Origin of the sequence: Bradyrhizobium sp. CCBAU 53340 (assembly GCF_015291645.1) — a bacterium.
Taxonomy (GTDB): Bacteria; Pseudomonadota; Alphaproteobacteria; order Rhizobiales; family Xanthobacteraceae; genus Bradyrhizobium.
In genome coordinates, this window is record NZ_CP030055.1 from 2,958,154 (window position 1) to 2,984,940 (window position 26,787).

General features: G+C 64.3%; 21 protein-coding genes and 1 pseudogene. 19 read left to right on the forward strand and 3 right to left on the reverse strand.

The window, feature by feature from the left end; translation table 11 throughout:
• Positions 1-28: 28 nt before the first annotated feature.
• The 8 genes from XH89_RS13975 to XH89_RS14010 all read left to right on the forward strand — a co-directional run bounded on the left by XH89_RS13975 (position 29) and on the right by XH89_RS14010 (position 9,184).
• A complete protein-coding gene (locus XH89_RS13975; RefSeq protein WP_246767828.1) occupies positions 29-790 on the forward strand; it encodes a shikimate dehydrogenase in 762 nt (253 codons plus the stop codon).
• Between the two features lie 112 nt (positions 791-902).
• Positions 903-2,012: an ABC transporter ATP-binding protein gene (locus tag XH89_RS13980; protein ID WP_194468473.1), complete on the forward strand. Its 1,110-nt coding sequence runs from the start codon at positions 903-905 to the stop codon at positions 2,010-2,012.
• Positions 2,009-2,887, forward strand: coding sequence for an ABC transporter permease (locus XH89_RS13985; protein ID WP_246767829.1), 879 nt, complete (start codon positions 2,009-2,011; stop codon positions 2,885-2,887). Before XH89_RS13980 ends, XH89_RS13985 begins: the two co-directional genes overlap by 4 nt.
• Positions 2,884-3,690, forward strand: coding sequence for an ABC transporter permease (locus XH89_RS13990; RefSeq protein WP_194467606.1), 807 nt, complete (start codon positions 2,884-2,886; stop codon positions 3,688-3,690). The genes XH89_RS13985 and XH89_RS13990 overlap by 4 nt, the downstream gene beginning before the upstream one ends.
• 21 nt (positions 3,691-3,711) lie before the next feature.
• The gene (locus XH89_RS13995; RefSeq protein WP_194467607.1) at positions 3,712-4,779 is read left to right on the forward strand and encodes an extracellular solute-binding protein; all 1,068 of its coding nucleotides are present in this window, start codon (positions 3,712-3,714) and stop codon (positions 4,777-4,779) included.
• Between the two features lie 49 nt (positions 4,780-4,828).
• A complete protein-coding gene (locus tag XH89_RS14000; RefSeq protein ID WP_194467608.1) occupies positions 4,829-5,179 on the forward strand; it encodes a hypothetical protein in 351 nt (116 codons plus the stop codon).
• The gene (locus XH89_RS14005; protein WP_194467609.1) at positions 5,169-7,430 is read left to right on the forward strand and encodes a N,N-dimethylformamidase beta subunit family domain-containing protein; all 2,262 of its coding nucleotides are present in this window, start codon (positions 5,169-5,171) and stop codon (positions 7,428-7,430) included. The genes XH89_RS14000 and XH89_RS14005 overlap by 11 nt, the downstream gene beginning before the upstream one ends.
• Positions 7,431-7,507: 77 nt before the next feature.
• Complete coding sequence (locus XH89_RS14010) at positions 7,508-9,184, forward strand: N,N-dimethylformamidase beta subunit family domain-containing protein (protein WP_246767830.1); 1,677 nt, start codon at positions 7,508-7,510, stop codon at positions 9,182-9,184.
• Positions 9,185-9,293: 109 nt separating this feature from the next.
• Here the strand turns inward: XH89_RS14010 and XH89_RS14015 are convergent.
• Positions 9,294-9,998: pseudogene (locus XH89_RS14015) on the reverse strand (GntR family transcriptional regulator); the annotation flags it as partial.
• A 217-nt stretch (positions 9,999-10,215) separates the two neighbouring features.
• Here XH89_RS14015 and XH89_RS14020 point away from each other — a divergent pair.
• Positions 10,216-11,373 carry an aminotransferase class III-fold pyridoxal phosphate-dependent enzyme gene (locus XH89_RS14020; RefSeq protein ID WP_371825230.1) on the forward strand — a complete coding sequence of 386 codons (1,158 nt, stop codon included), beginning with the start codon at positions 10,216-10,218 and terminating at the stop codon, positions 11,371-11,373.
• Between the two features lie 531 nt (positions 11,374-11,904).
• On the opposite strand, the gene XH89_RS41255 is transcribed toward XH89_RS14020, so the two are convergent.
• Positions 11,905-12,105, reverse strand: coding sequence for a tripartite tricarboxylate transporter substrate-binding protein (locus tag XH89_RS41255; RefSeq protein WP_246767832.1), 201 nt, complete (start codon positions 12,103-12,105; stop codon positions 11,905-11,907).
• 455 nt (positions 12,106-12,560) lie between these two features.
• Positions 12,561-13,520 (reverse strand): LysR family transcriptional regulator, encoded by a 960-nt coding sequence (locus tag XH89_RS14030; protein WP_194468476.1) that lies wholly within the window; start codon positions 13,518-13,520, stop codon positions 12,561-12,563.
• 164 nt (positions 13,521-13,684) lie between these two features.
• Here XH89_RS14030 and XH89_RS14035 point away from each other — a divergent pair, with 164 nt between their 5' ends.
• The 10 genes from XH89_RS14035 to XH89_RS14080 all read left to right on the forward strand — a co-directional run bounded on the left by XH89_RS14035 (position 13,685) and on the right by XH89_RS14080 (position 26,724).
• Positions 13,685-14,305, forward strand: coding sequence for a UbiX family flavin prenyltransferase (locus tag XH89_RS14035; protein WP_194467611.1), 621 nt, complete (start codon positions 13,685-13,687; stop codon positions 14,303-14,305).
• Between the two features lie 25 nt (positions 14,306-14,330).
• Positions 14,331-15,743 carry a UbiD family decarboxylase gene (locus tag XH89_RS14040; protein WP_194467612.1) on the forward strand — a complete coding sequence of 471 codons (1,413 nt, stop codon included), beginning with the start codon at positions 14,331-14,333 and terminating at the stop codon, positions 15,741-15,743.
• A gap of 127 nt (positions 15,744-15,870) precedes the next feature.
• Positions 15,871-16,710, forward strand: a complete 840-nt coding sequence (locus tag XH89_RS14045) for a helix-turn-helix transcriptional regulator (RefSeq protein WP_194467613.1) — start codon at positions 15,871-15,873, stop codon at positions 16,708-16,710.
• A 143-nt stretch (positions 16,711-16,853) separates the two neighbouring features.
• A complete protein-coding gene (locus XH89_RS14050; protein ID WP_194467614.1) occupies positions 16,854-19,856 on the forward strand; it encodes a molybdopterin cofactor-binding domain-containing protein in 3,003 nt (1,000 codons plus the stop codon).
• Positions 19,853-20,668 carry a xanthine dehydrogenase family protein subunit M gene (locus tag XH89_RS14055; RefSeq protein ID WP_194467615.1) on the forward strand — a complete coding sequence of 272 codons (816 nt, stop codon included), beginning with the start codon at positions 19,853-19,855 and terminating at the stop codon, positions 20,666-20,668. The genes XH89_RS14050 and XH89_RS14055 overlap by 4 nt, the downstream gene beginning before the upstream one ends.
• Positions 20,665-21,183, forward strand: coding sequence for a (2Fe-2S)-binding protein (locus tag XH89_RS14060; RefSeq protein WP_194467616.1), 519 nt, complete (start codon positions 20,665-20,667; stop codon positions 21,181-21,183). Before XH89_RS14055 ends, XH89_RS14060 begins: the two co-directional genes overlap by 4 nt.
• A complete protein-coding gene (locus tag XH89_RS14065; RefSeq protein WP_194467617.1) occupies positions 21,176-22,720 on the forward strand; it encodes an AMP-binding protein in 1,545 nt (514 codons plus the stop codon). Before XH89_RS14060 ends, XH89_RS14065 begins: the two co-directional genes overlap by 8 nt.
• Before the next feature lie 28 nt (positions 22,721-22,748).
• On the forward strand, positions 22,749-23,555 hold the full coding sequence (locus tag XH89_RS14070) for an enoyl-CoA hydratase/isomerase family protein (RefSeq protein WP_194467618.1): 807 nt from the start codon (positions 22,749-22,751) through the stop codon (positions 23,553-23,555).
• 76 nt (positions 23,556-23,631) lie between these two features.
• A complete protein-coding gene (locus XH89_RS14075; protein WP_194467619.1) occupies positions 23,632-24,963 on the forward strand; it encodes an MFS transporter in 1,332 nt (443 codons plus the stop codon).
• Positions 24,964-25,026: 63 nt separating this feature from the next.
• On the forward strand, positions 25,027-26,724 hold the full coding sequence (locus tag XH89_RS14080; protein WP_194467620.1) for a GMC family oxidoreductase: 1,698 nt from the start codon (positions 25,027-25,029) through the stop codon (positions 26,722-26,724).
• The last annotated feature ends 63 nt before the right edge of the window (positions 26,725-26,787 follow it).

Below are 26,787 nucleotides of genomic sequence, written 5' to 3' on the forward strand. Positions count from 1 at the left end.
CGTGGAGGTCACCGGGAAGACCAAGATCATGTTCGTGCTCGCCGACCCGATCGATCATGTGCGGGCGAGCGCGGTCATGAACGCCTATTTCGAATCGATCGGCGACGATCTGGCGGTGTCGCCGATCCATGTCCTGCCTGGCGACCTCGGCCACGTCGTTGCAAGTATCAGGCTCATGCGCAACGTCTACGGCTTCGGCGTAACGATCCCGCACAAGACCTGCGTGATAGAGCACCTGGATGAGATTACGCCGACGGCACGGCTCATCGGCGCGGTCAACTTCGTCAAGCGGACGGCCGAAGGGCGTCTTGTCGGCGACAATCTGGATGCGAGGGGATTCATCGACAGCCTTGCTCAGCATGACATTGCCGTGCGCGATCGGAAGGTGCTCCAGGTCGGCGCTGGTGGCGCGGGGCGCGCAACTGCATTCAGCTTGGCGGAGGCCGGCGCGCGCGAACTCATGATCATGAACCGGGATGACGAGAAAGCCCGCGCGCTCGCGGTTGCCGTGGCTGCCCATTTTCCCGCGACGAAGGTCAGCGCCGGGCGCACAGAGGCGCGCGCATTCGATCTCATCGTCAATACGACGTCGCTCGGCATGAAACCGGATGATCCGCTTCCACTGGACATTGATGGCATAGGTCCGGCCGTGACCGTCAGCGACATCATCGTCAATCCTGCTGTCACGCAGCTTCTCGCAAGGGCGGCTGCACAAGGCGCAAAGATCGTCGGCGGAAAGCCGATGCTCGATGCGCAGATGGCGCTTGTCGCGCGGCTCATCGCGCGCTAGCCTGATATATCAAATATTATATCGAGCAGGAGAATGCGTGGCGACTGAAGATCGAGTGGAAGGGCGGCGCCCTGCACCGACGCAAGGGAAGAGGAAACGAGACTCCGTGAATATTGCATCGGCCAGACAATCGGCGTCGGGCGCATCGATCCGCATCAGTCGCCTGGAGAAGCGTTTCGGTGCCGTATCGGCCGTCGACGGCGTCGATATCGATATTGCTGCCGGTGAGTTTATCGCCCTGCTCGGACCGAGCGGCTCTGGCAAGACAACGATCCTGATGAGCGTTGCAGGATTCGAATTCCCGACCAACGGCACCATACACGTCGATTCCGAAGACCTGACCTATGTCCCTTCGAACCGGCGCAACCTGGGAATGGTGTTCCAGAACTATACACTGTTTCCTCACATGTCGATCCTCGACAATGTCGCCTTTCCCTTGAAGATGCGCGGTCTGCGGACAGCTGAACGTCATGCGCGCGCCGAAGCCGCGCTCGCGACCGTGCGTCTGGCAGGCTATGGCCATCGTCGTCCGAATGAGCTTTCCGGCGGCCAGCAGCAGCGTGTGGCGCTTGCGCGTGCGATCGTCTATCAGCCACGCGTCCTCCTGATGGATGAGCCGCTCAGTGCGCTCGACAAGAATCTGCGCGAAGACATGCAACTCGAAATCAAGCGATTGCATGCCGAGCTTGGTATCACCGTCATCTTCGTCACCCACGACCAAAGCGAGGCGCTGACGATGGCCGACCGGATCGCCGTCCTGAAGGATGGCAAGATCCAGCAGATCGGGCCGGCGCGCCAGCTTTACGAAAGGCCCGCGAATCTTTTTACTGCCGGCTTCATCGGCGAGATGAACTTCGTCGACGTCACGGTCGAAAGCGTCGGCGACGATGTCTCGGTGGCGCTGCCATGGGGCGAAACTTGGCGCCTGCCGGCCACGGCGGCGGTCGAGCCGGTGGGAGCCAGCGAAGCCGCGGTGCTGGCCGTGAGGCCCGAGCGGTTGCAACTCGGCGCCAACTCCGCCGGGCAAGTCGTCACCGTGACGCTGAGCGACATTGTCTATGCCGGCGCAGCCCTGCTGCTGATAGGTCGTCTGCCTGACGGCACCGAGATCCGCGCGCGAATCCCCGGGGCTTCGCAGCTCAGCTCCTTGGTCCCGGGCGACATCGCGTCCTTCACCATTCCCGCGGAGGCGATGCTGCTCTACCGAGGGAAGCGGCAATGACGGAGGCGGGACGTTCACAGTTTTGGCATTCCGACGGCCGCCGGCTGAGCGGCCTGTCGACGCTGCTGCTGCTCGTGCCATTCTTCGCCATCATCGCCTTTGTCTTCGTCTATCCGATCCTGCAGCTCTTGATGATCAGTGTCCTCGAGCCGCATCCGACCTTGGACAACTACGCCCGCGTCGTCGAAAATCCGGTTCACCTGCGCGTCCTGATGCGCACGCTCTGGACCGCCACGCTGGTGACGGCCTTGTCGGTGCTCCTCGGCTTCCCGGTGGCCTATTACATGAGCCGGGCAAAGGGGACAGTCGCAGCCCTTGTCGCAGTCTGCGTCATCCTGCCGCTCTGGTCGAGCGTCCTGGTGCGCACCGCCGCCTGGTCCTTTCTGTTCCAGCGCAACGGGCTGATCAATTCGGCGTTGATGGCTCTCGGTCTGACCTCACAGCCGTTCAAGTTGCTTTATACCCAGAGCGCCGTGGTCATCGCCATGACGCACGTGCTCTTGCCGTTCATGATCCTGCCGATCTACGGCGCATTGCGCAGTATTCCGAACGATTATGGCCGTGCGGCCGCCGTGCTCGGCGCAACGCGCCTGCGGACCTTTCTGGAAGTCATCCTTCCTCTGAGCCTGCCAGGCGTCGTCTCCGGCTCGCTGCTCGTGTTCCTCACGGCGCTCGGCTTCTTCATCACGCCCGCGTTGCTCGGCTCGCCGCAGGAAATGATGATCTCGACGCTCGTCTCGAAGCAAATCCGTGAGGTGCTCGATTGGCCGTTCGCGGCCGCGCTGGTCGGGGTGCTGACCGTGTTCGTGACCTTGCTGGCGATCGTCTTCGGCAAGACGCTCCGGTTCGACCGGTTGATGGGGAATGCCTCGTGAAACCGCCAACCGACCGCGGATCGCTCGCGCTGGGGGCCTATGTCTATGCCGTGCTGGTCTTCATCATCGTGCCGCTGGTGATCGTCATTCCAATGTCGTTCAGCCAGAACGACTATCTGGCATTTCCGCCGTCCGGCTTTACGCTGAAATGGTATTCGGAATATTTTGACAGCAGGCAATGGCGTGCAGCTACCTTGCTCAGCGTACAGGTGGCCTTGCTGACCGCTCTTTTCGCGTCGATTATCGGCACAGCCGCGACCTATGCCATGATCCGTGGCCGCAGCCGGCTCGTTACCGCTTTCCAGATCCTTCTGATCGGGCCGATCATCGTGCCGCATATCGCGCTTGCCGTCGGCCTTTATCTGTTCTTTCAGACGATCGGACTCTCCGGGACCATTCCCGGCTTCGTGCTGGCGCATACAGTGCTCACCTTGCCGTTCGTCGTTTTCACGATGGCCGCGGCCCTCGGAAAGGTCGATGCCAGTCTGGAGGCGGCGGCCATGAGCTGTGGTGCGACGCGCTTCCAGGCCTTCCGCCTGGTCACGCTGCCACTTGTCCTGCCAAGCCTCGCCAGCAGTGCGCTGTTTGCCTTCATCATCTCCTTCGACGAGCCGGTGGTGTCGTTCTTTCTGTCCGGGGTGCGTCAGAAAACGCTGCCGCGCCGCATGTTCGAAGACATCGAGCAGAATCTGACGCCGGTGATTCCCGCGATTGCGACGCTGCTGATCGTCTTGTCCATTTTAATTCTGCTGGGAGCCCATGTCCTCAGATCCCGCAGCGTCACCCAGTCGCGAGCCAGGTAGAAGCCAGAGAGGAGACCCTCGATGTTGAAAACAGGTTGGACGTGGAACTCGGCAGTTTTGGTGCTTGCTTCAGTTCTTTGCGGAGCGTTGCCGGCGGCCGCTGAAAAGTTGGAAGACCAGTTGGTGATTGCCACGACCGGTGGCCTGATGGGCAACACCCTCGCGAAGTATTTCTATGATCCCTTCAACAAGGCCAAGAATGTCGAGATCGTCCCAGTCGCAATCGAGGTCCCCGACCAGTGGGCGCGCGCCAAGGCGATGCAGCGAACCGGCAAGGTGGAGTTCGACATCGTCACGGCAACAGGTCCCGACCTGGTCGGACGCACTGACATGCTCGAGAAGATCGACTGCGCGAAATTGCCGAGCGTCCAGAAGTTCGGCGTCTCCGACGCCTGTCAGCCCTACGGTGTTGCCCGCACGACGGGCGGCATGCTGATCACCTACAATACCGAGACGTTCAAGGACAAGGCGCCCAAGACGTGGGCGGACTTCTGGGACGTCAAGCAGTTTCCCGGGCCGCGAGGACTGCCCGATACCGGCGACAGCGATTGGTGGGTTCCAGTCGCCGCGCTGCTCGCCGACGGCGTCAAGCCGGAGCAGCTTTTCCCGCTGGACCTCAATCGCGCTTACAAGAAGCTGGATGAGATCCGTCCAAACGTCGCGGTGTGGTGGAAGACAGGCGACCAGGTGCAGCAGATCATGCGCAGTCGCGAGGTCGTCATGGCCATGAGCTACTCAGGCCGTGCGCTCGCCGTCGTGAAGGAGGGCGTACCGGTCGCCATGTCCTGGGATCAGGCCATTCGCGACACCGGTTACATGGCTGTCCTCAGGGGCGCACCTGACCTCAATGCCGCCATGGCCTATCTCGACTTCTTCTATGCGAGCTCAGATGCACATGTGCCGTTCATGCGCGCCGTCAACTATGCGACAGCCAGCAAGTCGGCCATCGAACTGCTAAAGCCGGAGGAGCGCAATCTCTACGCGACCTCGCCGGAGAATTACGAGAAGCTGGTCAAGCCCGATTTCGCCTGGATCGGCGAACACCGCAACGAACTGCGGGAGCGGTGGATCGCCTGGCTGACCCGCTGATCCCCGGCAGCCTCGTCCGCCGTTCGCGTTACAAGATGAGGACCGACCCATGGATCACACCAGTGACCCCGGTGCGATGCGCTACATGATCGATCCCGGAAGGCTCGATCTCGTCAAGGAGTTCCGTGCAAGTCCGCTCGGCGTGCACAGTCCGGAACTTCGCAAGCTGTTGGCGCGGATGCGATGGGGCAAGCCGCAAGGGCGGCTGGTCCTGATCGTGCTCGAACCTGGGAAAGCCTGGCGGCTGTCGCGCATCCCCAAGCGTCGGGGCGATCCCATGCCTTTCGTCGATGATCGCGTCTTCACCTCTCTCGCTGAAGCGGAGTGGCACGTCTTCAAGCTGCGTTGGCAGGAAATGACGGGAACGACGCTGCCTGCGGAGGTCTCCGGTGATCTATAGGACCAACGAGTATCTCGGCTATCCGGATCGCATCAGCGTGCCGGCCGGCGAGGCCGTCAGATTCCAGCTCAGCAGCAAGCAGCCGAGCGTGAAGGTCGAGGTGCTCAGACTGCGCTGCGGCGATGTCGATGCCAACGGCCCGGGCTTCAAATATGAGGTAATGACGAGCCACATTGACGGTGTGCATGCCTGCCTCGACCAACCGATCCGCCCGGGATCAAACGCCGTCGTTGACCACGGTGGCGCGCTGGTCCCGACCGGCGGGCACTGGTGTTTCGGAGCCTATGTGTATCCGACGCGGATCGTGGATAATGCCAAAGCCGTGATGGGAAATTGGTGCGAGCGCTCGGCGCGTGGCTATGCGCTCGAACTCGACGAGCAGGGGCATCCGGTCCTGGTGCTGGGCCAGGCGAATGGTGCGCCGGCCCGTTTTGCCCTCGACGTCAAGCTGCGCCTACGCGCTTGGTCGTTCGTATCGTGCGCGCTTGACCTTGCGCAGGGATCGGCCTCGGTGTCGCTGATCGTTCCGGCAGACGGCGTTCGGCCGGCGGCCGCCTATTCGAAATCGTTCGCCCTGCCGCAAGCGGTCGCGCTCGACTCCGGACTGCCGTTTCTGATCGCGGCCCATCATCTGAACGACGATCGCCAATATACCTCGCACTTCGACGGCAAGATCGAGGCGCCTCGTGTCTTTTCGCGTCCGCTGGACGCTGAGGCGCTGCGTGTCTTCGACGGCCGGCAGCGGACGGGAGCAAGCGATGCCGGGCTTGTGGCCTTCTGGGATTTCTCGAACGGAATCTCGTCACTGGCGATCAAGGACCTTTCGCCGAACGGCCTGCATGGCAGCCTTCGCCAGTTGCCGCGCAGGGGCGTGACCGGCTTTCACTGGTCCGGATCCGTCCACGACTGGCGGCTGTCGCCGCAGGAATATGCGGCGATTCATTTCCACAGCGACGACATCTACGATTGCGAGTGGCGGACCACCTGCACGCTCGATGTGCCGGCCCACTGGCGGTCAGGAGTCTACGCGCTCCGGCTGACCCCGGGCGGCGACAGCCCCGACGTGGCTTGCGAGAGCTACGTCACCTTCTTTGTGACGCCCGGCAAGACGTCCAGGCGTGCAGATCTCGTCGTGGTCGCTTCGGTTGCGACATACCTGGCCTACGCCAACAGCGCGCTGCGGCTCTATCAGGTTCATTTCGAGACGCTGATGGAGCATGTTCTATGGTTGCCGCAAGACGACGTCTTCATGCAGGAGAACCCGGAGATCGGCCAATCGACCTATGATTGCCACGTCGACGGCTCGGGGCGAGCATACAGCTCCTGGCTGCGGCCCGTCCTGAACATGCGCCCGCGTGGCTATTGGTTCAATCTGATCAACGATACCCATATCCTCGACTGGCTCGAGGAGAAGGGGGTCGCTTACGACCTGATCACGGATGTCGAGCTTGATCGGGAAGGCGCGCGGGCGCTTGCTCCTTACCGGGTCATGATGACGCCGACCCATCCCGAGTATTACAGCTTCAACATGATGAACGCGATCATGGCGTATCAGAACGCCGGCGGGCGGCACATTTCGATGGGGGGCAATGCATTCTATTGGCGCTGCGGCTTTCATCCGGCCGCGGCCGCCGCGCTCGAGGTTCGCCGCGGCATGGCCGGAACCCGCACTTGGGAATCGGAACCGGGCGAAGTTCATCTTGCCGGCACCGGCGAGCCGGGCTCGCTGTGGCGGCATTCGGGCTTTGCACCCCAAAAGCTTGTCGGCGTCGGGTTCTCGGCCATGATCAATGATACCTGCGGCTACTATTTGCGGACTGTCGAAAGTGAGGATGCGCGCGTCGCGTTCATTTTTGAGGGCACGGGCCGCCACGAGAAGTTCGGTGATTTTGGATTTCGCTACAATGGTGCTGTCGGCAGTGAGATCGACCGCTACGATCTCGAGCTCGGAACTCCGCCGCATGCGTTGCGGATCGCGACTTCAGAAGGATTGGGCGCGGGCGCGCTGCCGACACCAGAGGAGTTTCGCACCGTGGTCGATGGACTCGACGGTACGCAGAACGCGCTGGTGCGCGCCGACATGGTGTTCTTCGAAACTGCCCATGGTGGCGCCGTCTTTGCGACCGGATCGATCACCTATGGCATGTCGTTGGGCCACAACAACTACGACAACAACATCAGCACCATTACGGCAAATGTCGTGAACCGGTTTCTTGATCCACGGCCTTTCGTCGTGCCTGCCGAAGCCTAGAGGGCTGGCTGGACCTCGGCCCAACAAGAATTTCCATCTCGTCGCCAGAGATGGTTTCTCGAACCAGGGAGGCTGTCATGCCGGACAAGCGCGAGTTTCAAGCCCCGGAATTGGGAGCCCTCAACGTCGCTCCTCGCAGGGCGCGTCCGATGCATGCGGACGAGCACTGGGGCAGCCAACCCTGGTACGAAGCTCCGCGCGGCGATCCCGCCGTGGCCGAGGTCTACACCTATACCGATGCGATGTCTTACGACCCCGGAGACGAAATCGTCTTTCGCTCGTCCGCAACGGCAAAGGTCTGGCGGCTGCAGATCTATCGCGATGATCTCGAACCCGAGATGGTGCATGAGATGGACGCGCTAGTGGGCGTGTTCACGGCCACGCCGTCAGATGCGTATCGCACTGGCTGCAACTGGCCCGTCGCTCATCGCTGGAAATTGCCGACGGATCTGCGCTCGGGCTTCTACCGCGTGGTCTCGTCGTGCGAGCGAACGAACGGGGCCCGCTTCGTCCAGCATCATTTCTTCGTCGTGCGCCCCTCGGAGAAGACACGGCGCGCCAAGATCCTGATGATCCTACCGACCGGCACCTGGACCGCGTACAACGATTTCGGCGGTGCCAATCACTATTTCGGCGTCGAGGGTCCCGGCAGAGACGAGCCCTCGGCGGTGTTGTCGCTGCAGCGACCATGGACGCGCGGCGTGGTCTGGCTGCCGCCAGGCGCGCCGCGCATCTGCGCCAATCCCGCACCCGAGATGGGAGACGCGCCGCGCTATCCGATGAAGGAGTGGGCGTTCGCCAACGGCTTTGGCCAGTATTACGCGGCGGCGGGCTGGGCTCAGTTCGACCGGCATTTCGTGCTCTGGGCGCAGAAGGAAGGCTACGCCCTCGACATGATCACCCAGACCGATCTTCACTACCGGCCCGAGCTGCTCGATGCCTACTCTTGTGTCACCATCATCGGCCATGACGAGTATTGGACCTGGGAGATGCGCGAGGCGATCGAGCGCTATGTGGAGGGCGGCGGGCGGCTCGCGCGCTTCGGTGCCAACTTCCTGTGGCAGATCCGGCTCGAGGAGGAGGGCAGGCGCCAAGTCTGCTACAAGTTCAAAGCCATCCACAAGGACCCGGTCGTCGGCACGGAGCGCGCGCGTCTGATGACGTCAGCCTGGGAAGATCGCAATGTCCGTTGGCCCGGCGCCTCGACGGTCGGTGTGAACGGTGCGCACGGCCTCTACGCGTCCTGGGGCGGTTTCGCGCCGAACGGCCAACGCGGCTTTACCGTCTATCGCCCCGAACATTGGGCGTTTGCCGGCACTGGACTGCACTATGCCGATGTCTTCGGCGACAAGCAGCACATCTTCGCCTACGAGGTCGACGGGCTGGACTACACCTTTCGCAACGGTCTTCCGTTTCCGGTGCCGGTCGAGGGGCAGCCCGAGACCATTCAGATCCTGGCGATGGCCCCGGCCGTCCTGGCCGAAGACGAGCCGCCGGGCGAGGGCTTCCGCTACTACGTGCGCAGCAGCGACCATGAAGGCCTGGTGGAATGCATCACGGGCGAGGTCACGCCCGAGGGGCTCGCTCGTTACAAATACGGCTCCGGCATGATGGTGCACATGACCCGCGGAAAGGGCGAGGTGCTGACGGCGGCGACCTGCGAATGGGTGATGGGGCTGAAGCGCGGCGATCCGTTCACGCAGCGGATCACCCGCAACATCCTCGATCGCTTCTCAGCGCCTCGCTCCGCGTGAGCGGTTGTCAGCGACGCCTGGATTTCGCGCGCGCTGCTCTGGCTGGTGGTGCGGCGCGCGTCTGCGTCGCTTCAATCTCGACGTCTTCGTCGATGGCGGTCGCCGGGGTGATGAAGCGCGTGCCGCCATGCTTCTCCAGCAACCGGACGAGGTTCTGGCCGCCCTCCATCATGTCGGCCTGGATCGACTCGCGCACCTTGTCCGGCCGGCGCTGCCGCAGATTCTTGAGAACGGACAGGTGCTGATGTTCGTTTGGATAGGTCGGGGGGGCGTGCGGGTAATGGAAATTCAACAAGGGTCCGTTGCGCATCCAGATATCGTCGAGGATGGCGAGCACTTCGGGAAGACCCGATCCATCGTAGAGACCGCGGTGGAATTGCCAGTTGGCACGAACCGCGTCGGACCATCTGCGCTCCTTCTCCGCGCTGATGAGTTCGCGGTGAACAGCCTCCATCCTGTCGATATCGGCTTCCGAGATGCGCGTGGTGGCGTGCTCGGCGGCGAGGCCCTCGAGAAACAGCCTGACAGTCCTGAGCTCGATGTACTGCTTGGCCGTCATGTGGGCGACCATGATCGAGCGTCCCGCCTGCATCTCGAGCGCACGGCCGCGCACGAGCTGCATCAGGGCTTCGCGGATGGGCGTTTCCGACACGTTCATGGTCGCAGCAAGGTCGCGAATCTTGAAGCGATGGCCCGGCCAGAACCGGCCTTCCATCAAGGCCTGGCGCAGATTGTTGTAGACCAGGCTCGTCAGGCTGTCGCGAGCGACCGGCCCCACGCCGCCCTCACCAGGTCTCTGTTTAACATCAGCCATTCTCGGTCCCCGAAAGATCTCGGCCGTTTCGGCCATCCGCGCCAATACGCTTCGATATGAGGGTCTACGGTCCCCAGCCGGCAAAGCAACAATTCCCTTGTTGCCGACAACATAATATATGATATATCAAAATTGACAGGAGATGAGGGTGTCGGAATTGACCAAGACAAGGGATGCTGCCCTGCGGGCGCGGGCCGAAAAGGTTGTGCCAGGCGGGATGTGGGGTCATCTCCACGCGGCGAAGCTGCCGGAGACGTACCCGCAATTCTTCAGCCGCGGCGAGGGCGGCGTGCTCTGGGATGTCGACGGTCACCGGTATGTCGACTTCATGTGCAGTTGGGGGCCTAATCTGCTCGGCCATCACCATCCCGAGGTGGAGGAAGCCGCCGAGCGTCAGCGGCGCGACGGCGACTGCCTCAACGGTCCGGCAGAAGTCATGGTCGAGCTCGCCGAGCTCATCGTCGACATGATCGGCCATGCCGATTGGACGCAGTTCCAGAAGAACGGTACCGATGCCACGACGACGTGCGTCACGATCGCAAGGGCTGCAACAGGCCGACGAAAGATCCTCGTCGCGAAGGGGGCCTATCATGGTGCCGTGCCGTGGTGCTCACCGTCGCTTCTCGGGGTGACGGCGGAGGATCGCGCTCATCTCGGATACTTTACTTTCAACGACGTCGAGAGCCTTGAAGCGGCGGCCAAGACGGCCGCCGACGATCTTGCCGGAACTCTGATTTCGGCGTACCGCCACGATCTCGGGTTCGACCAGGAGCTTCCAACCGTCGAGTTCGCGCGTGCGGCGCGTCGCATCTGTGACGACAAGGGAGCCGCGCTGATCATCGACGAGGTTCGCGCCGGCTTCCGCTTGAATGCCGCGGGGAGCTGGGAAGGGCTTGGTGTTCGGCCCGACCTGTCCGCCTGGAGCAAGGCGATCGCCAACGGCCATGCCCTGGCGGCCGTGACCGGCGCCGATTGGCTGCGCCGCGCCGCGTCCCAGGTCTTTGTCACGGGGTCATTCTGGGCTGGCGCCGTCGCCATGGCTGCTGCCGTCGCGACGTTGAAGATCGTACGCAGGGACAATATTCCGAGCCGCCTCGCGCAGCTCGGGCAAACGTTGCGTGACGGCCTCGAGACGCGTTCCCGTCAATTCGGCCTTTCAATCCGTCAATCGGGACCGGTGCAAATGCCAACCCTTTTGTTTGAAGAGGACCCAGACTACCGGAAAGGTTCGGCCTTCTGCAGCGCGATGCTTGCAAGGGGCGTCTACTTCCATCCCAAGCACAACATGTTCCTCTGCGCCGCCCATACCGAGGCCGACATCGCCGCTGCTCTCCAGGCCTCAGAGCACGGCTTTGCAACTGTGGCGGCGCTTTGATTGTCACGTGGTGCAAACACGAATACCTCAATTTGAAGATCGTGCCGCGGCAATGCGTCGTGGCCAATCGACGGATCACCGCTCCCCGTTCAGGGCGGTCGCTTGATTGCATCCCGTTCTGTGCCACGACCAACCCGCTATCTCGCCGCGTCGGTGTGAATAAGCGCCGAAGTTTGACCTCCATCGGCTTACAACATTGACCCCACGCTCGACGCCGAAACTGCTGTGCGAGCGCGCTAGCCTAATCATAATCCTCGGGTGGGGAGCTCGAGTCCCCCATCGACTCGAACCCCGATTGGCAGTGGCGGCAGCCCAAAAATCTTGCACTGGCTAGCGTCGGCTCCTCCGCCGCAACTCCAAGATCCGGACGCCGGGTGAAGGCACGTGCCGAGCTTCTTAGAGCCAGCTGGAATGGCCTTTATTTGGCTGGAGCGAGCTCAAATTGGCCATGATGGATTGGAGCGTTCAATTTTTTCAATCCGTTAGAGGGTCTGGTGCGCGCGACGTGTGCACCGGGAGATCCAGAAAAATCTATCGACGGCAAGTCTGAGGAGGCATTCTGAGCCGGGATGCGGAGATCGGGCTCAAGGCGATCGAATTGACAAGAGTAGTGGCGCTCATCAGCAGCATGTATCCGTCGGGGGCTACGTGTGCTGCGGCGGCAGTGCCGATATTGCCGCCGGAGCCGGGGCGGTTGTCGATCAGGAAAGCTTGACCGAGCGATGTGGACATACGGTTGAGCAGGATGCGCGTGACGACGTCGCTGGCACTCCGCCGGCAAAGGGCACGAGCGCTTGTACCGGCCGGGCGGGATAGTCCTGCGCCTGCGCAGGACACAGCCCTATGGCGGCGAAGGCCGCGAATGCGCCGGACGACAGCAAAGACCTGCGGCTGGGGTGAAAGCCGCTCGTGCGCCGCGCTGCGCTGACCGTGATCTTGCTGCGATCGAAGCGTGTCATCTCGGACTGGATCTCCCGATTGCGTCTCGTTCTGCAAGACCTGGGATCATCAGGGAGAGAAATCATCGGATGCGGGCCAGGTTCGCGAGCTTCTGCGCCTGGAGCGTAATGAGCGGCTCGCTGCCGCCGTCATGCCAGCCGGTCTCAAAATTTACCAAGGCGTCTCATTTTGCGGCGGCCGCGACAGTTTGCCCGTGCGGGCCGAGCGAGCCCCGATCTCGATCGGCTCTAACCGGCGCGATTCCGTGGTGCCTTGCGCGAGGGCGAGCTTGCGCGGCGGGAAGCAGGCTCGACGAATTCCCTCGCCACGAAAGCTGCTTGCGCAAGATCGTGGCTGATGACGTCGAGCACGGCCTTCGCCGCGACCGATACTGCGCGGCGCGGGTGGTGCACCCAGGCAATCGAACGCACGATCCGTTGTTCATCGAAGCGATGCGCCCTGATAGTCCCGTTGGCGAGCGACTGCCGGAGCGCGATGGTCGGCAGCACCGTCGCGAAGTCGGTGGTCGCGATCACGTCGCAGAGCGCAGGCAGCGTATCGAGCTCGAGCCGTGGGCGCAGGTCGATGCCGATGGCGGCGGCGTGCTCGTCGAGGATCAGGCGCAGACCGTGCCGCTTCGAAGGAAGCACGAGATCGAAGTTGGCGATGTGGTCGAAACGCAGCTTGGCAGGCGGCCGGATCGGGCCGTCCTTCCGGCAGGCGAATACCATCTCCTCGTCCATGACGTGATGCCCGGCCAGCGGCGTCTTGCGGCGCGGCACGTTGATCAGCGCGAAATCGAGCTGGCCGGTGCTGACCCAGTCGACCAGCGTTTCGGTATAGCCCTCGCAGACCGACAGCATGATCTCTGGATAGCGGCTGGCGACGGTCGCCGACGACCTCGCCATCGTGCTCTGCGCCACCGAGGTGATGAGGCCGACCGAGACGCGGCCCGAGATGCGCCCGCCGAGTTGGGCCATCTCCTGTCGGGCATATTCGGCGTCGCGCAGGATCGGCGCCGTCAGCCGCACCAGCGCTTCGCCGGCGCTGGTCAGCGTCATGCCCTGGACGCTACGGTCGAACAGCTTTTGACCAAGCTCGGCTTCGAGTTTGGCGATCTGCATGCTTAGTGCCGGCTGCACGATGTTGAGCTGGCGCGCGGCCCTTGTGACGTTCTTTTCCTCGGCTAGGCACAGGAAATATTGCATCTGCCTGAGTTCCACGGGCCTGTCCTTCGGTCGCTGATCTCTTATTATCATCACAAATGATCGTCTGCATAATCAATCATTATTTGTGGTGATGGATGCAACTACCTAGTCTGGCCGCGGACCGGGTAACCTCGGATGGAGTTCCAGGGAGCGAAACCAGACCTATGCAGGACGCCAGCCCCAAGCGGATGATTATCGGCATTTCCGGCGCCTCGGGCGTCACCTATGGCGTGCGCCTGCTGCAGCTTCTGCGCAATGCCGGCGTCGAGACGCATCTCGTGATGTCGAAGACCGCCGAGCAGACCTTTGCCTACGAGACCGACCTGAAGATCGCGGAGGTGAGGGCGCTCGGCAATGTCAACCATGCTATCGACGACATGGCCTCCGCCATCGCGAGCGGCTCGTTCCGCACCGCCGGCATGATCGTAGCACCGTGCTCGATGCGCTCGATGTCCGAGATCGCCTCGGGCGTGACAACGACGCTGCTGACCCGTGCTGCCGACGTTGTGCTTAAGGAGCGCCGCCGTCTGGTGCTTATGGCGCGCGAGACCCCGCTGCACATCGGGCACCTCAGGACCATGACGGCGCTATCGGAGATGGGCGCGATCATCGCGCCGCCCGTGCCGGCCTTCTACGCCAAGCCGGAAAATCTCGAAGACATGGTCGAGCACACCGTCGGCCGCGTGCTCGACTTGTTCGATATCGACATCGGCGTGGTGCGCCGCTGGGGCGAGGACGAGGCCCTCAAGCGCCGCTCGCCGACGCTGCGCAAGATCGCGCCCTGATTTGAGACCTTGAGGAAAGACCCGTATGGCAATGGACAATGTTGCGAGGAACGCGCCCGCCGATCTGCGCGCTTGGCTCGCTTATCTTGCCGAGCGCGGCAAGCTCGCGATCGCGCGCGAGGGCGTTGCGCTGGTGGACGAGCTCGCCGCCATCGCCAAGCGGCTGGAGCGCGACAGCGCGGTGCTGTTTCCGCGCCCTGAAGGGCACGCGATCCCCGTGGTCGCGAACCTCTTTGCCGGCCGCGACTGGGTCGCCGATTCCATCGGTGTGACCGAGGACCAGTTGCTGCCGCGGTTCCTGGCGGCTGCCAGCCATCCGTTGCCGACGCACGAGGTCGCGAGCGGTCCAGTGCAGGAGGTCGTCCATGACGACGTCGACCTGCTGCGCCAGCTTCCGGTCCCCAAGCACAATGAGCGCGACAGCGGCCCCTATATCACAGCCGGCCTGCTGATCGCTCGCAACCCGAAGACCGGCGTCCAGAACGTCTCGATCCATCGTTGCCAGATCTCCGGCAAGAACCGCATCGGCGTGCTGCTGCTGCCGCGGCACACTTTCTCCTATTATCGCCTCGCCGAGCAGCTGGGCCAGGCGCTGGAGATTGCGATCGTGATCGGCGCGCATCCGGCCTTGATGCTGGCCTCGCAGGCGATCGCGGCACTGGACGAGGACGAGATGGCGATTGCCGGTGCGCTGTTAGGCGCGCCTGTCAATGTCGTGAAGTGCCGGACCAATTCGGTCCGGGTTCCCGCCCATGCGGAGATCGTGATCGAGGGGCGCATTCTGCAAGACGTGCGTGAGCCGGAGGGGCCGTTCGGCGAATTCCCCCAATATTACGGCCCGCGCGCCAATCGCGAGGTGATCGAGGTCGACGCGATCACGCATCGTAAGAAGCCGATCTTCCACACCATCGTCGGCGGCGGCTTCGAGCACCTGGTCCTCGGCGGCGTGCCGCGTGAGGCGACGCTGCTCCAGCATCTGCGCCGCAGCTTCCCCAACGTGCTCGACGTTCGACTGACGCGCGGCGGCACCTGCCGCTATCATCTCGCGATCAAGATCGACAAGGCCAATGACGGCGAGCCCAAGAACATCATGATGTGCGCTTTCGGCGCGCATTACGACATCAAGCAGGTGGTCGTCGTGGACAAGGACGTCGACATCTCCTCGTCGGACGAGATCGAATGGGCGGTGGCGACGCGCTTCCAGGCTGATCGCGATCTCATGGTCGTCTCGGGCGCGCTCGGCTCTAAGCTTGATCCGACCACCGACAACGGCATCAGCGCCAAGATGGGCCTAGATGCGACCGCACCGGTCAGTGCGCCCGAGCTCGCCTTCAAGCGCATCCGCGTCAAGGGCGAGGAGGATGTCGATCTCGTCACCGCGTTGCAGGCCGACCCCAGCGCCGCCATCGTGCGGCTTCTTGCGGAGGCACGAACGTGATCCGATCAACGCGTGCGAGAAACTTGCGTCGGTTTGCGCGGTTGGAATATGAAGCGGGTGCCGCTTATAGTGTCGCGCCAATGAGCCAATCGTGTTGCAGCGCAATGCTGCCGGGAGGAAGGAACTGATGTCGACGGCCCTGCGCATCGCTCACGGCGCTTTCGGCCGGGTCGCGCTGCTCGACATGGACCGTTCGCTGGTCCGTCACGCTCATCATCACTGTCACGTCCTGCTCAAGGTCGAGGGCGCCGACACGCAGTTCCTGGTCGGCGACCAAGTCACGCCGCTTACCGGTACCGCGGCCGTGCTCGTCGACGGCTGGAAGCCGCATGCTTACGTGCACGACGTCAATCGTCCGCGCACGCTGATCATGGCCCTCTATATCGAGCCGGAATGGCTGAAGGAGTTTCGCCCCGGTTGGGCCGCCAGCGGCGCGCCGGGCTTTTTCGAGCGTCCCTCGGGCGAAGTGTCGCCGCGCATCCGTCAGCTCACGCTGCATCTGGCCGCTGAAATGATGGCAAATCCCGATGCGGTGCGGACCCACGAGCAGACGCTGTCCGACCTGATGATCGCGGTGATCGAACGCTTCACGCCCTGGCGCACCTTCCCGACCTCGATCCGCGGCATGAGCGCCGTGAGCTGCGACTGGCGCATCCGCCGTGCGATGGACGCGATGCGGGTGCATGACTCCTACGCCAATGTCGATCAGTTCGTGAAGGGGGCAGGGCTCTCGCGCGCGCAGTTCTTCCGCCTGTTTGAGACCTCGCTCGGCGTCTCGCCGAAGCTCTATCTCAACGTCGTCCGCATGGAGCGCGCGCTCGAGGCTGTGATGCGCGAGGACACGCCGCTCGGTGAGCTCAGCGAGCGCTTTGGTTTTCCGGAGCCGGCGCATTTCACGCGCTTCTTCCGCGATCACGCCGGCGTCAGCCCGCGCGAGTTTCGTAACGTCTCGCGTCTTGCGGGTTGAGTCTCACAAGCTGATATTGCGCTGCACGCTCTCGAATGAGACGATTTGGTAAGTCGTGAGAGCGGGCGGTATGGCTCCCGCACACCCAATCCTGACAAACGTCATCGTCGCGTCAAAGAGCGCGTCGGGAGGTATGCCGGGATATGCTGCAGGCGGTCGAATCCGCAAATCCGGGAAGTGGCGATGAGCCGTGGGTCGGGCGTTCGATCGAGCGCTTCGAGGACGCCGCGCTGCTCAGCGGCCGCGGTCGCTTCATCGACGATCTCGGCGTTCAGCCCGGCACGCTGCACGCAACCATCCTGCGCTCACCGCACGCGCATGCCGACATTCTCTCGATCGATGCTGAAGCTGCAAGGCGCCTGCCGGGCGTCGCCGCGGTTCTGACCGGCAGCGACGTCAAGGCCGTCACCGCGAGCCTCGTCGTCGGCGTGAAGGCGCCGGTCGAGTGCTGGCCGATCGCGATGGATCGCGTGCGCTATGTCGGCGAGCCCGTCGCCGTGGTCGTCGCCACCGATCGTGCGCGCGCAGAGGATGCCGCCGAGCTCATCAACGTCGAGTACCGCCCGCGCGGCGCCGTCGTCGATCCGCTGGGCGCGCTCGCCGCGGGTGCGCCGGTGCTGCATGACGGCTTTCCCGGCAATCTTGCCAGCGACCGCTCGTTCCGCTATGGCGATCCTGAAAAGGCCTTTGCGGATGCGCCGCATCGCCTCTCCATCGACATCAGATATCCGCGCAACTCCTGCACGCCGATCGAGACCTATGGCGTCGTCGCATCGCATGACGCCGGCGAGGATGCCTACGAGGTGCTCGCCAATTTCCAGGGCCCGTTCAGCATCCATACGGTCATTGCGCGCGCGCTGAAAGTGCCGGGCAACCGGCTGCGGCTGCGCACGCCGCCGGACTCCGGCGGTAGCTTTGGCGTCAAGCAGGGGGTGTTTCCCTACATCGTGCTGATTGCGGCCGCTGCGCGCGTCACGGGACGGCCGGTGAAGTGGATCGAGGACCGGCTCGAGCACCTGACCGCTTCGGTGTCGGCCACCAATCGCGCGACGACCTTGTCGGCGGCCGTCGCGGCCGACGGCAAGATTCTCGCGCTTGACTGGGATCAGGTCGAGGATTGCGGCGCCCATCTGCGTGCGCCAGAGCCGGCGACGCTCTATCGCATGCACGGCAATCTGACCGGCGCCTACGACATCCACAACGTCAGGATTCGCAATCGCGTCGTCGTCACCAACAAGACCCCGACCGGGCTCAATCGCGGCTTTGGCGGCCCGCAGGTCTATTTCGCGCTCGAACGTCTGGTGCAGCGGATCGCGATCTGCCTCGGCCTCGATCCGCTCGATGTGATCGAGCGCAATCTGATCGACGCCGGTGCGTTCCCGTATCGCACTGCGACCGGCGCGTTGCTCGATTCCGGCAATTACCAGGAAGCCGTTGCTCGTGCGGTGGAGCAGGGCAGGCTCGCCGAGCTGAAGGCGAAGCGCGACGAGGCGCGGGCCCAGGGCCGTCTCTACGGCATCGGCTTCACCGCGGTGGTCGAGCCCAGCGTCTCCAACATGGGCTACATCACGACCGTGCTGACGGCGGCCGAGCGCCGCAAGGCTGGTCCCAAGAACGGCGCGCAGGCAACCGCGACCGTCGGGCTCGATCCGGTCGGCAGCGTCACCGTGCACGTCGCCTCGGTACCGCAGGGGCAGGGCCATCGCACCGTGCTGTCGCAGGTCGTCGCCGACGTCTTCGGTCTCCAGCCCAAGGATATCCGCGTCAACACCGAGATCGACACCGCCAAGGATGCCTGGTCGATCGCGTCGGGCAATTACGCCAGCCGTTTTGCTGCGGCGGTGGCGGGCACGGCGAAGATCGCGGCCGAGCGCGTCGCCGGCCGTCTCGCTCGCATCGCCGCGAGCCAGCTCAACGTCGAGGCCGCGGACATCGTGTTCGCAAAAGGCTTCGTTGCTTCGAAGCACAATCCTGAGAACCGCATCGCGTTCTCGCGGGTCGCCGCGCTCAGCCATTGGTCACCGGGCTCGCTGCCTGACGATGCCGGCCAGACCATCCGAGAGACCGTGTTCTGGACGCCGCCCGAGCTCACGCCGCCCGACGAGGACGACCGCATCAACTCCTCGCTCTGCCACGGTTTCATCTTCGATTTCTGCGGTGTCGAGATCGATCCTGTGACGCTGGAGACGCGGATCGACCGCTACGTCACCATGCACGATTGCGGCACTATCCTGCATGCTGGCATGGTCAACGGCCAAATCCGCGGCGGCTTCACGCAGGCGCTCGGGGCAGCGCTCCTTGAGGAATATGCCTATGCCGAGGACGGCAGCTTCCTGACGGGCACGCTTGCCGACTATCTGCTGCCGACCACCACCGAGGTGCCGGAGCCCGAGATATTCCACATGGAGACGCCGTCGCCGTTCACGCCGCTCGGTGCAAAAGGCGTCGGCGAAGGCAATTGCATGTCGACGCCGGTGTGCCTCGCCAATGCGGTAGCCGATGCACTTGGCGTTGCCGGCGTCACCTTGCCGCTGGTGCCGGCGCGGCTCGTGGAGCTCGTGCGCGGCGCCGAGCCGCCGCCTCCCGCGGGTCGTGCGACCGCTGCCTCCGCGCGCGATGGTGATCGGCGCTTGCGGGGTGAGGGGCAGGCTGTGGTGAAGGGCGCGCCCGAACAGGTCTGGGCCATGCTGCTCGATCCCGCGACGCTGCAATCGGTCATTCCGGGCTGCCAGCGCGTAGACAAGGTCACCGACACCCATTTCCGCGCCGATGTCTCGCTCGGCATCGGCCCCGTCACCGGCCGCTATCGCGCCGATGTCGAGCTGTTCGACCTCGACCCGCCACGCGCAGTCACCTTGCGCGGCAGCGCCACCGGTGCGCTCGGCTTCGGCAATGCCGAGGGACGCATCACGCTGGCGCCCGATGACAATGGCGGAACCAAGCTGACTTACAGCTATGACGCCGCGATCGGCGGCAAGGTCGCCAGCATTGGCGGCCGCCTGCTCGATGGCGCAACGCGCGTGATCATCGGCCAGTTCTTCACCGCGCTCGCCCGCAAGGCCGGCGGCGGTGGCGCGGAGGCTGGCGGCTTCTCGCTGGTCGCGCTGCTCGCGAAGGCGGCCAGCCTGTTCGGAGGGCGCCGATGAAGCCGCCCGCATTCGACTATCTCCGCGCCGGGAGCATCAGTGACGTCCTCGAAGGCCTCGCACAGCACGGCGGCGATGCCCGTGTGCTCGCGGGCGGGCAATCGCTGATGGCGATGCTGAACATGCGTCTCGCCAAGCCAAAGCTGCTGATCGACATCATGAGGATCAGGGAGCTGTGCCAGATCGAGCGCAAGGGTGATGCCGTCGTCATCGGCGCCGGTGTGCGCCAGGCCGATCTGCTGGCCTGGCCCGATCTTGCCGAGACGCTGCCGCTGGTGGCGCTGGCGCTGCCCTGGGTCGGGCACATGCAGACTCGCAGCCGCGGCACCATCTGCGGCTCGCTCGCGCATGCCGATCCCAGCGCAGAGATGCCGCTGACGCTGGTCGCACTCGGCGGCGAGATGCTGTTGCGCAGCACCAGGCGCCGCCGCCGCGTCGTGGCAAAAGATTTTTTTGCCGGCATGATGCTAACCGCGCGTGCCGATGACGAGCTGATCGAGGGCATCTCGCTGCCGGTGGTTAAGGGGGCGCGCGTCGCCTTCCGCGAGGTCGCGCGCCGTCACGGCGATTTCGCCATCGTCGCCTGCGCCGCGATGAAGATTCCGACCGGCGTGCGTCTCGCTGTCGGCGGTGTCGCTGATGTCCCGACCGCGCGCGACTGGCCTCACCTGGAGGGCAGCGCGCTCGACGACGCTCTCAATGCCTTTGCTTACGAACTCGGTGCCCGCGACGACGTCCACGCCAGCGCGCGCTATCGCCGCGATCTCGTGCGCATGATCGGTCGCGACCTCATCGGCGAGGTGCTGCAATGACCCGTCTCAAGGCCGATCGCCGCCATCCCGTCCGCCTCACGCTCAACGGCAAGCCGGTCGAGGGCGAGGCCGAGCCGCGGGTGCTGCTGTCGGATTTCCTGCGTCACCAGCTCGGCGCGACCGGAACCCATGTCGGTTGCGAGCATGGCGTCTGCGGCGCCTGCACGATTGTCGTCGACGGCATGCTGACGCGGTCCTGCCTGACGCTCGCGGCGCAGGTCGATGGCTGCGAGCTGAAAACGGTGGAGGGGCTCGCCCCCTCGGCCGGCCGGCTGGCTGTGCTGCAGCAGGCGTTCCGCCGCAACCACGCCCTCCAGTGCGGCTTCTGCACCGCCGGCATCCTGATGTCGCTCGACCATTACCTCGTGAAGAATCCGTCGCCGACTGAAGCGGAGATCCGCGATCTCCTTACCGGGCATATCTGCCGCTGCACCGGCTACACCCCGATCATCCATGCGGCCTTAGAGGCTGCCGCCGAGCTTGCTTCATCCAACAAAGAGACGTCCGATGCTTGATCTCGCAAGCAGCTTCATGGCCAGCGCCGCGCGCGATCCGAGCGCTATCGCATTGGTCGATGGTGACCTCCGCCTGAGCTACCGGCAATGGTACGACAAGGTCTCCGCGCTGGTGGCCTCGTTCGACCGCCTCGGCCTCAAGCCCGGCGATCACGTCGTCACGCTGCTGCAGAACCGCTGGGAGGCGGCGACACTGCACTGGGCCTGCCAGTTCGCAGGGCTCGTGATCACGCCGATCAACTGGCGCGCCAAGGCCGACGAGCTCGATTACTGCATCGACAATGCCGAAGCCTGCGCGGTGTTCTATCAGGCCATCTCCGCCGAGGCGGTGCAGCGCTCGGCGTTGGCAGGCAAGCTGCTGCGTATGTCCGTCGACCCCGGCACTGGCGATGCGACCAGCTTCGCCGATCTGATCAAGAACAGCGCGCCGGACGCCGAGCCGCGCGTCGGCGCCGACGCCTGGTCGATCATGCTCTATACCTCCGGTACGACCTCGCGCCCCAAGGGCGTGCCGCGGCGGCATCGCGCAGAACGCGCCGCCGCGATTGCCCATGTCGCGCAAAATCTCTACGGCCGCGGCGAGCGCACGCTCGGCGTGATGCCGCTCTACCACACCATGGGCGTCCGCTCGCTGCTGGCGATGTCGCTGATCGGCGGCACCTTCATCTGCCTGCCGCGCTATGACAGCCGCCAGGCGCTGGCGCTGATCGAGCAGGAAGAGATCACCAACCTCTATCTGGTGCCGACGCTCTATCACGACCTGGTTCACCATGAGGCCTTTGCCCGGACCGACGTCTCCAGTGTGCGCAAGCTCGGCTTCGCCGGCGCGTCGATGACCGACGGCCTGCTGAAGAAGCTGAACGAAGTCTTGAAGCCGGAATTGTTCGTCAACCACTACGGCAGCTCCGAGATCTACACCTTTACGATCGACCAGAACGCGGCGGCAAAGCCGGGATCGGCCGGCAAGGCCGGGCTGAACCAGCACGTCAAGGTCGTGCGCATCGGCGCAAAGTCGGTCGCGGAGCTTGCCGCGGTCGGCGAGGAGGGCGAGATCATTGCGACGCTCGCCGGCGATGAGGCCTTCGAAGGCTATTGGCGCCGCCCTGAAGCCGACGCCAAATCGCTGCGCGAGGGCTGGTATTTTACGGGCGATACCGGCTTCGTCGATCCCGACGGCGACCTGTTCGTCACCGGCCGCGTCGATGACATGATCATCACCGGGGGCGAGAACGTCTCGCCGGTCGAGGTCGAGAGCTGCTTGTCGCTGCATCCCGGGGTCGACGAGGTCGCGGTGGTCGGCGTCGGGGACGAGAAGTGGGGCAAGATCGTCGCCGCCTTCGTCAAGCGTAATCGCGCGGTCTCGGACGTCGAGCTGGAGCAGTTCTGCCGCACCTCGGGCCTTGCCAATTTCAAGCGGCCGCGCCGCTACGTTTTCGTCGACGCGATCCCGAAATCGCCGGTCGGCAAGCTGCTGCGGCGACTGCTCGTCGCCGGAGAATACGAGGCCGAGCGCCTGCCGCCGTCGGACGCGGCCTGATCATTCCCATCAACAGAAGGAAACCAAGATGCCGTCAGCCTATAATTTCACCGATCCCCGGCTCGCCAAGCTCGACGGGTTCAAGGTCGAGATCGACGAGGCGCAGGAGCGCGCCGACATCATCTTGGGCCGTCCGCCCTACAACGTCGTGGCGATGCCGCAGCGCGACCAGCTGCGGCTGACCTTCGAGACGCTGGACGAGGACCCGCGCGTGCGCGTCATCGTGGTGCGCGGCGAGGGCGAGCACTTCTCCAGCGGCGGGAATATCGGCGGCTTCATGGAGGCGAGCCCCGAGCACGTCTCCAAGCTCGCCTGGAACATCGCCGCGCCCGCGCGCTGCGCCAAGCCCGTGATTGTCGCCAATCGCGGCTATTGCTTCGGCGTCGGCTTCGAACTGTCGCTGGCCTGCGACTTCCGCATCGCGTCGGAGACCACGCAATACGCGCTGCCGGAGCAGAAGCTCGGCCAGATCCCGGGTTCGGGCGGCTCGGCGCGCCTCCAGAAGATGGTCGGCATCACCCGCACCAAGGACATCGTGATGCGCTCCAAGCGCATCTCGGCCAAGCAGGCCTATGAATGGGGCATCGCCACCGAATGCGTGCCGGATGTCGAGCTGGAGAAGGCGACCGACAAGCTCGTCGACGAGCTCCGCACCTTCTCGCCGCTGGCGCAGCGCACCGCAAAGAAGCTGCTCAACGATACCGAGGATTCGACGCTGGCCATCGCCATCGAGCTCGAAGGCCATTGCTACAGCCGCCTGCGCCAGTCGGAAGACTTCAAGGAAGGCGTCGAGGCTTTCAACGCCAAGCGTCCGCCGAAATTCGCCGGCCGCTGATACGCGATGCAACGCACTGCCGCGGTTCGCGATGACGCGAACCGTGGCGCCATTCAAACGGGGGAGGTAAGACAACATGGCTGAGATGGATATGCCGGTCGCGGGCGCACAGGCGTCCGCAGACAACAAGCAGATGGTCAACGCGATCATCGCGTCGGTGCTCGGATGGGCGCTGGATCTGTTTGATTTGTTCATTCTGCTCTACGTGGCGCCGGTCGTCGGCGCACTGTTCTTTCCGTCGAGCAATGCGGCGCTGTCGCTGGCCGCGGTCTACGGCTCGTTCGCGGTGACGCTGCTGATGCGTCCGCTTGGCTCGGCGGTGTTCGGCCATTATGCCGACGTGCACGGCCGCAAGCAGGCCATGCTGGTCGCCATCGTCGGCGTCGGCGTCAGCACCGCAGCGTTCGGCCTGCTGCCGACCATCGCGCAGGTCGGCGTGCTTGCGCCGATCATCTTCCTGATCCTGCGCCTGGTGCAGGGCATCTTCGTCGGCGGCGTCGTGGCCTCCACCCATACCATCGGCACCGAGTCCGTGCCGCCGCAATGGCGCGGCGCGATGTCCGGACTGGTCGGCGGTGGCGGTGCCGGCATCGGGGCGCTGCTTGCATCCTTTATCTTCCTGATCACGTCCTCGGTCTTCCCCGGCGATGCTTTTGCCGTGTGGGGCTGGCGCTTCATGTTCTTCTCGGGCCTGCTGAGCTCGCTGCTCGGCTGGTTTATCTTCCGCAACCTCGAGGAGTCGCCTTACTTCAAGGAGCTCAAGCGCCAGCAGGGCAACAAGCAGGCGAAGGTCTCGAAGGCGCCGGTCAAGGACGTGTTCTCCGGCCAATATCGTGGCGTGCTGCTCATCAATCTACTGATCACCTTCGGCGGCGGCGCCGGCTATTACCTGACCTCAGGCTACCTGCCGAGCTTCCTCAAGGTCATCAACGCGGTCCCGAACCAGACCTCGTCGCTGATCCTGATGGGCGCGAGCGTGTCGGCGTTCTTCTCTGCGGTCCTGGTCGGCGCGCTGAGTGACCGCATCGGCCGGAAGAAGACGTTCCTGCTGATAGGCGTCTGCGCCGCGGTGCTCTTGCCACTGTGCTATCTCAACCTCGCTGCAACGAAAGACACGACGCAGATCACGCTCTATGCGCTCGCCATCGCTTTCATCGGCAATGCCGGTTACGCGCCGGTGCTGATCTTCCTGAACGAGCGTTTTCCGACCGCGCTGCGCGCGAGCGGCACCGGTCTGTCCTGGAACATCGGTTTCGCGCTGGGCGGCATGATGCCGACCTTCGTCTCGCTGGTGAGCGGCAGCCCGGCGGAAATCCCGATGTCGCTGGCCTCCTTCGCGGTCGGCGTGTTCGTGATCTACCTGATCGGTGCGATCGTGATCCCCGAGACCAAGGGTAACTTTCGTTAGGCTCGATCGGCGCGGCTGTATCTACGGCCGCGCCGACCCATCGAATTGCGCGACGAGAATGGAATGGATGAGCTGCATTTCGACGATGTGATCGTTGGCGGCGGGTCGGCAGGCTGCGTGCTCGCCAATCGGCTTTCTGCGGATGAGAGCCGCCGCGTGCTTCTGATCGAAGCTGGCATGGACACCCCGCCGGACGCGACGCCGCCGGAAATCCTCGACAGCTATCCGATGACGCTGTTCTTCGGCGACAAGTACATCTGGCCGGGTCTGTCGGCGGCAGCCGGCCGCAATGCCGGGGGCAGGCCGGTCGTCCGCGCCTACGAGCAGGCGCGGGTGATGGGCGGCGGCTCCAGCATCAATGTGCAATCGGCCAATCGCGGCCTGCCGCGCGACTATGACGAATGGCGCGATCTCGGCGCGCGGGGCTGGGGGTGGGCGGACGTGCTGCCGTATTTCCTCAAGCTCGAGACCGATCTCGATTTCGACGGGCCGCTGCACGGCAAGCACGGCCCGATCCCGATCCGCCGCATCGCCCGCGAGGAGATGCCCGAGTTCGGCCGCGCCGTGGGCAAGGCGTTATCGGCAACCGGGCTGCCGTTCCGTAAGGATCAGAACGCGGAGTTCGAGAACGGCATCTTTCCGCCGGCGTTCTCCAACAGCAACGATCGGCGCGTCTCCACGGCCGCTGGCTATCTCGATGCAGCGACGCGCTCGCGGCCGAACCTCACCATTTGGGCTGACAGTGTGGTCGAGCAGCTTCAGCTCGACCGCCGCCACGCGACGGGTGTGGTGGTCTCGCGTAGCGGGCAGAAGCTCACGGTCGGCGCCGGCCGCGTGGTCCTCACCGCGGGCGCGTTGCAATCGCCGGCGATCCTGATGCGGGCGGGTATCGGTCCGGGTGCGGCGCTTCAGGCGCTCGGCATTCCCACGGTCATCGATCTCCCCGGCGTCGGCAGCAATCTGCGCGATCATCCCGCGCTGACCTTCTGTCAATATCTGCCACGCGGCCTTCGGCTCCCGCTGGCCCGGCGGCGTCCTAACTTTGCGGCGATGCGCTACTCGTCGGGCAATCCGGGCTGTGACGCCTCGGACATGTACATCACGGCCTCGGCCCGTGGCGGCTGGCACGCGCTGGGCACGCGGCTCGGTCTCTATTTCCTCTGGTGCAACCGGCCGTATTCGAGCGGCTCGCTCACCTTGGCGGCGCCTGATCCCAAAACCTATCCGGTGGCCGATCTCAACCTGCTGTCCGACCCGCGCGATGTCGAGCGCATGATCGCGTCCGTTCGGCTGCTCGCGAAGCTTGTCGTCCATCCCTCGCTCAACCCGGAGGGGGGTGATTTCTTCCCGGCCTCCTATTCCCCGCGGATCAAGCGTTTGAGCCGGTACAGCACGGCCAACCGCATCGTCGCCTCGATCCTCGGCCCGATGCTCGACGTGCCCGCGGGCCTCAGGCAGCTCCTGATCCGGCTCGTGCTGCTCAACGGCACTGCCTTCCAGACGACGCTGGCGGACGAGCGCGCCCTGGAGGCCTTCGTGCGGCAGAGCGTGTTCGGAGTCTGGCACCCCGTAGGCACCTGCCGCATGGGCGATCCGGCTGACCCCATGGTCGTGGTCGATCCCGAGGGCAGAGTGATCGGCAGCGACAATATCTTCGTGGCGGACGCCTCGATCATGCCGCGGCTGCCGACCGCGAATACCAACATCCCCGTGATCATGGCGGCCGAGAAGATCAGCGATGCGCTTTTGCGACAAAGCTAGACTTTGCGATGCGCCGACCGCGGGTGCGCGCAAGATCGCCGAGATCGCCCGCCGCGTCACCGA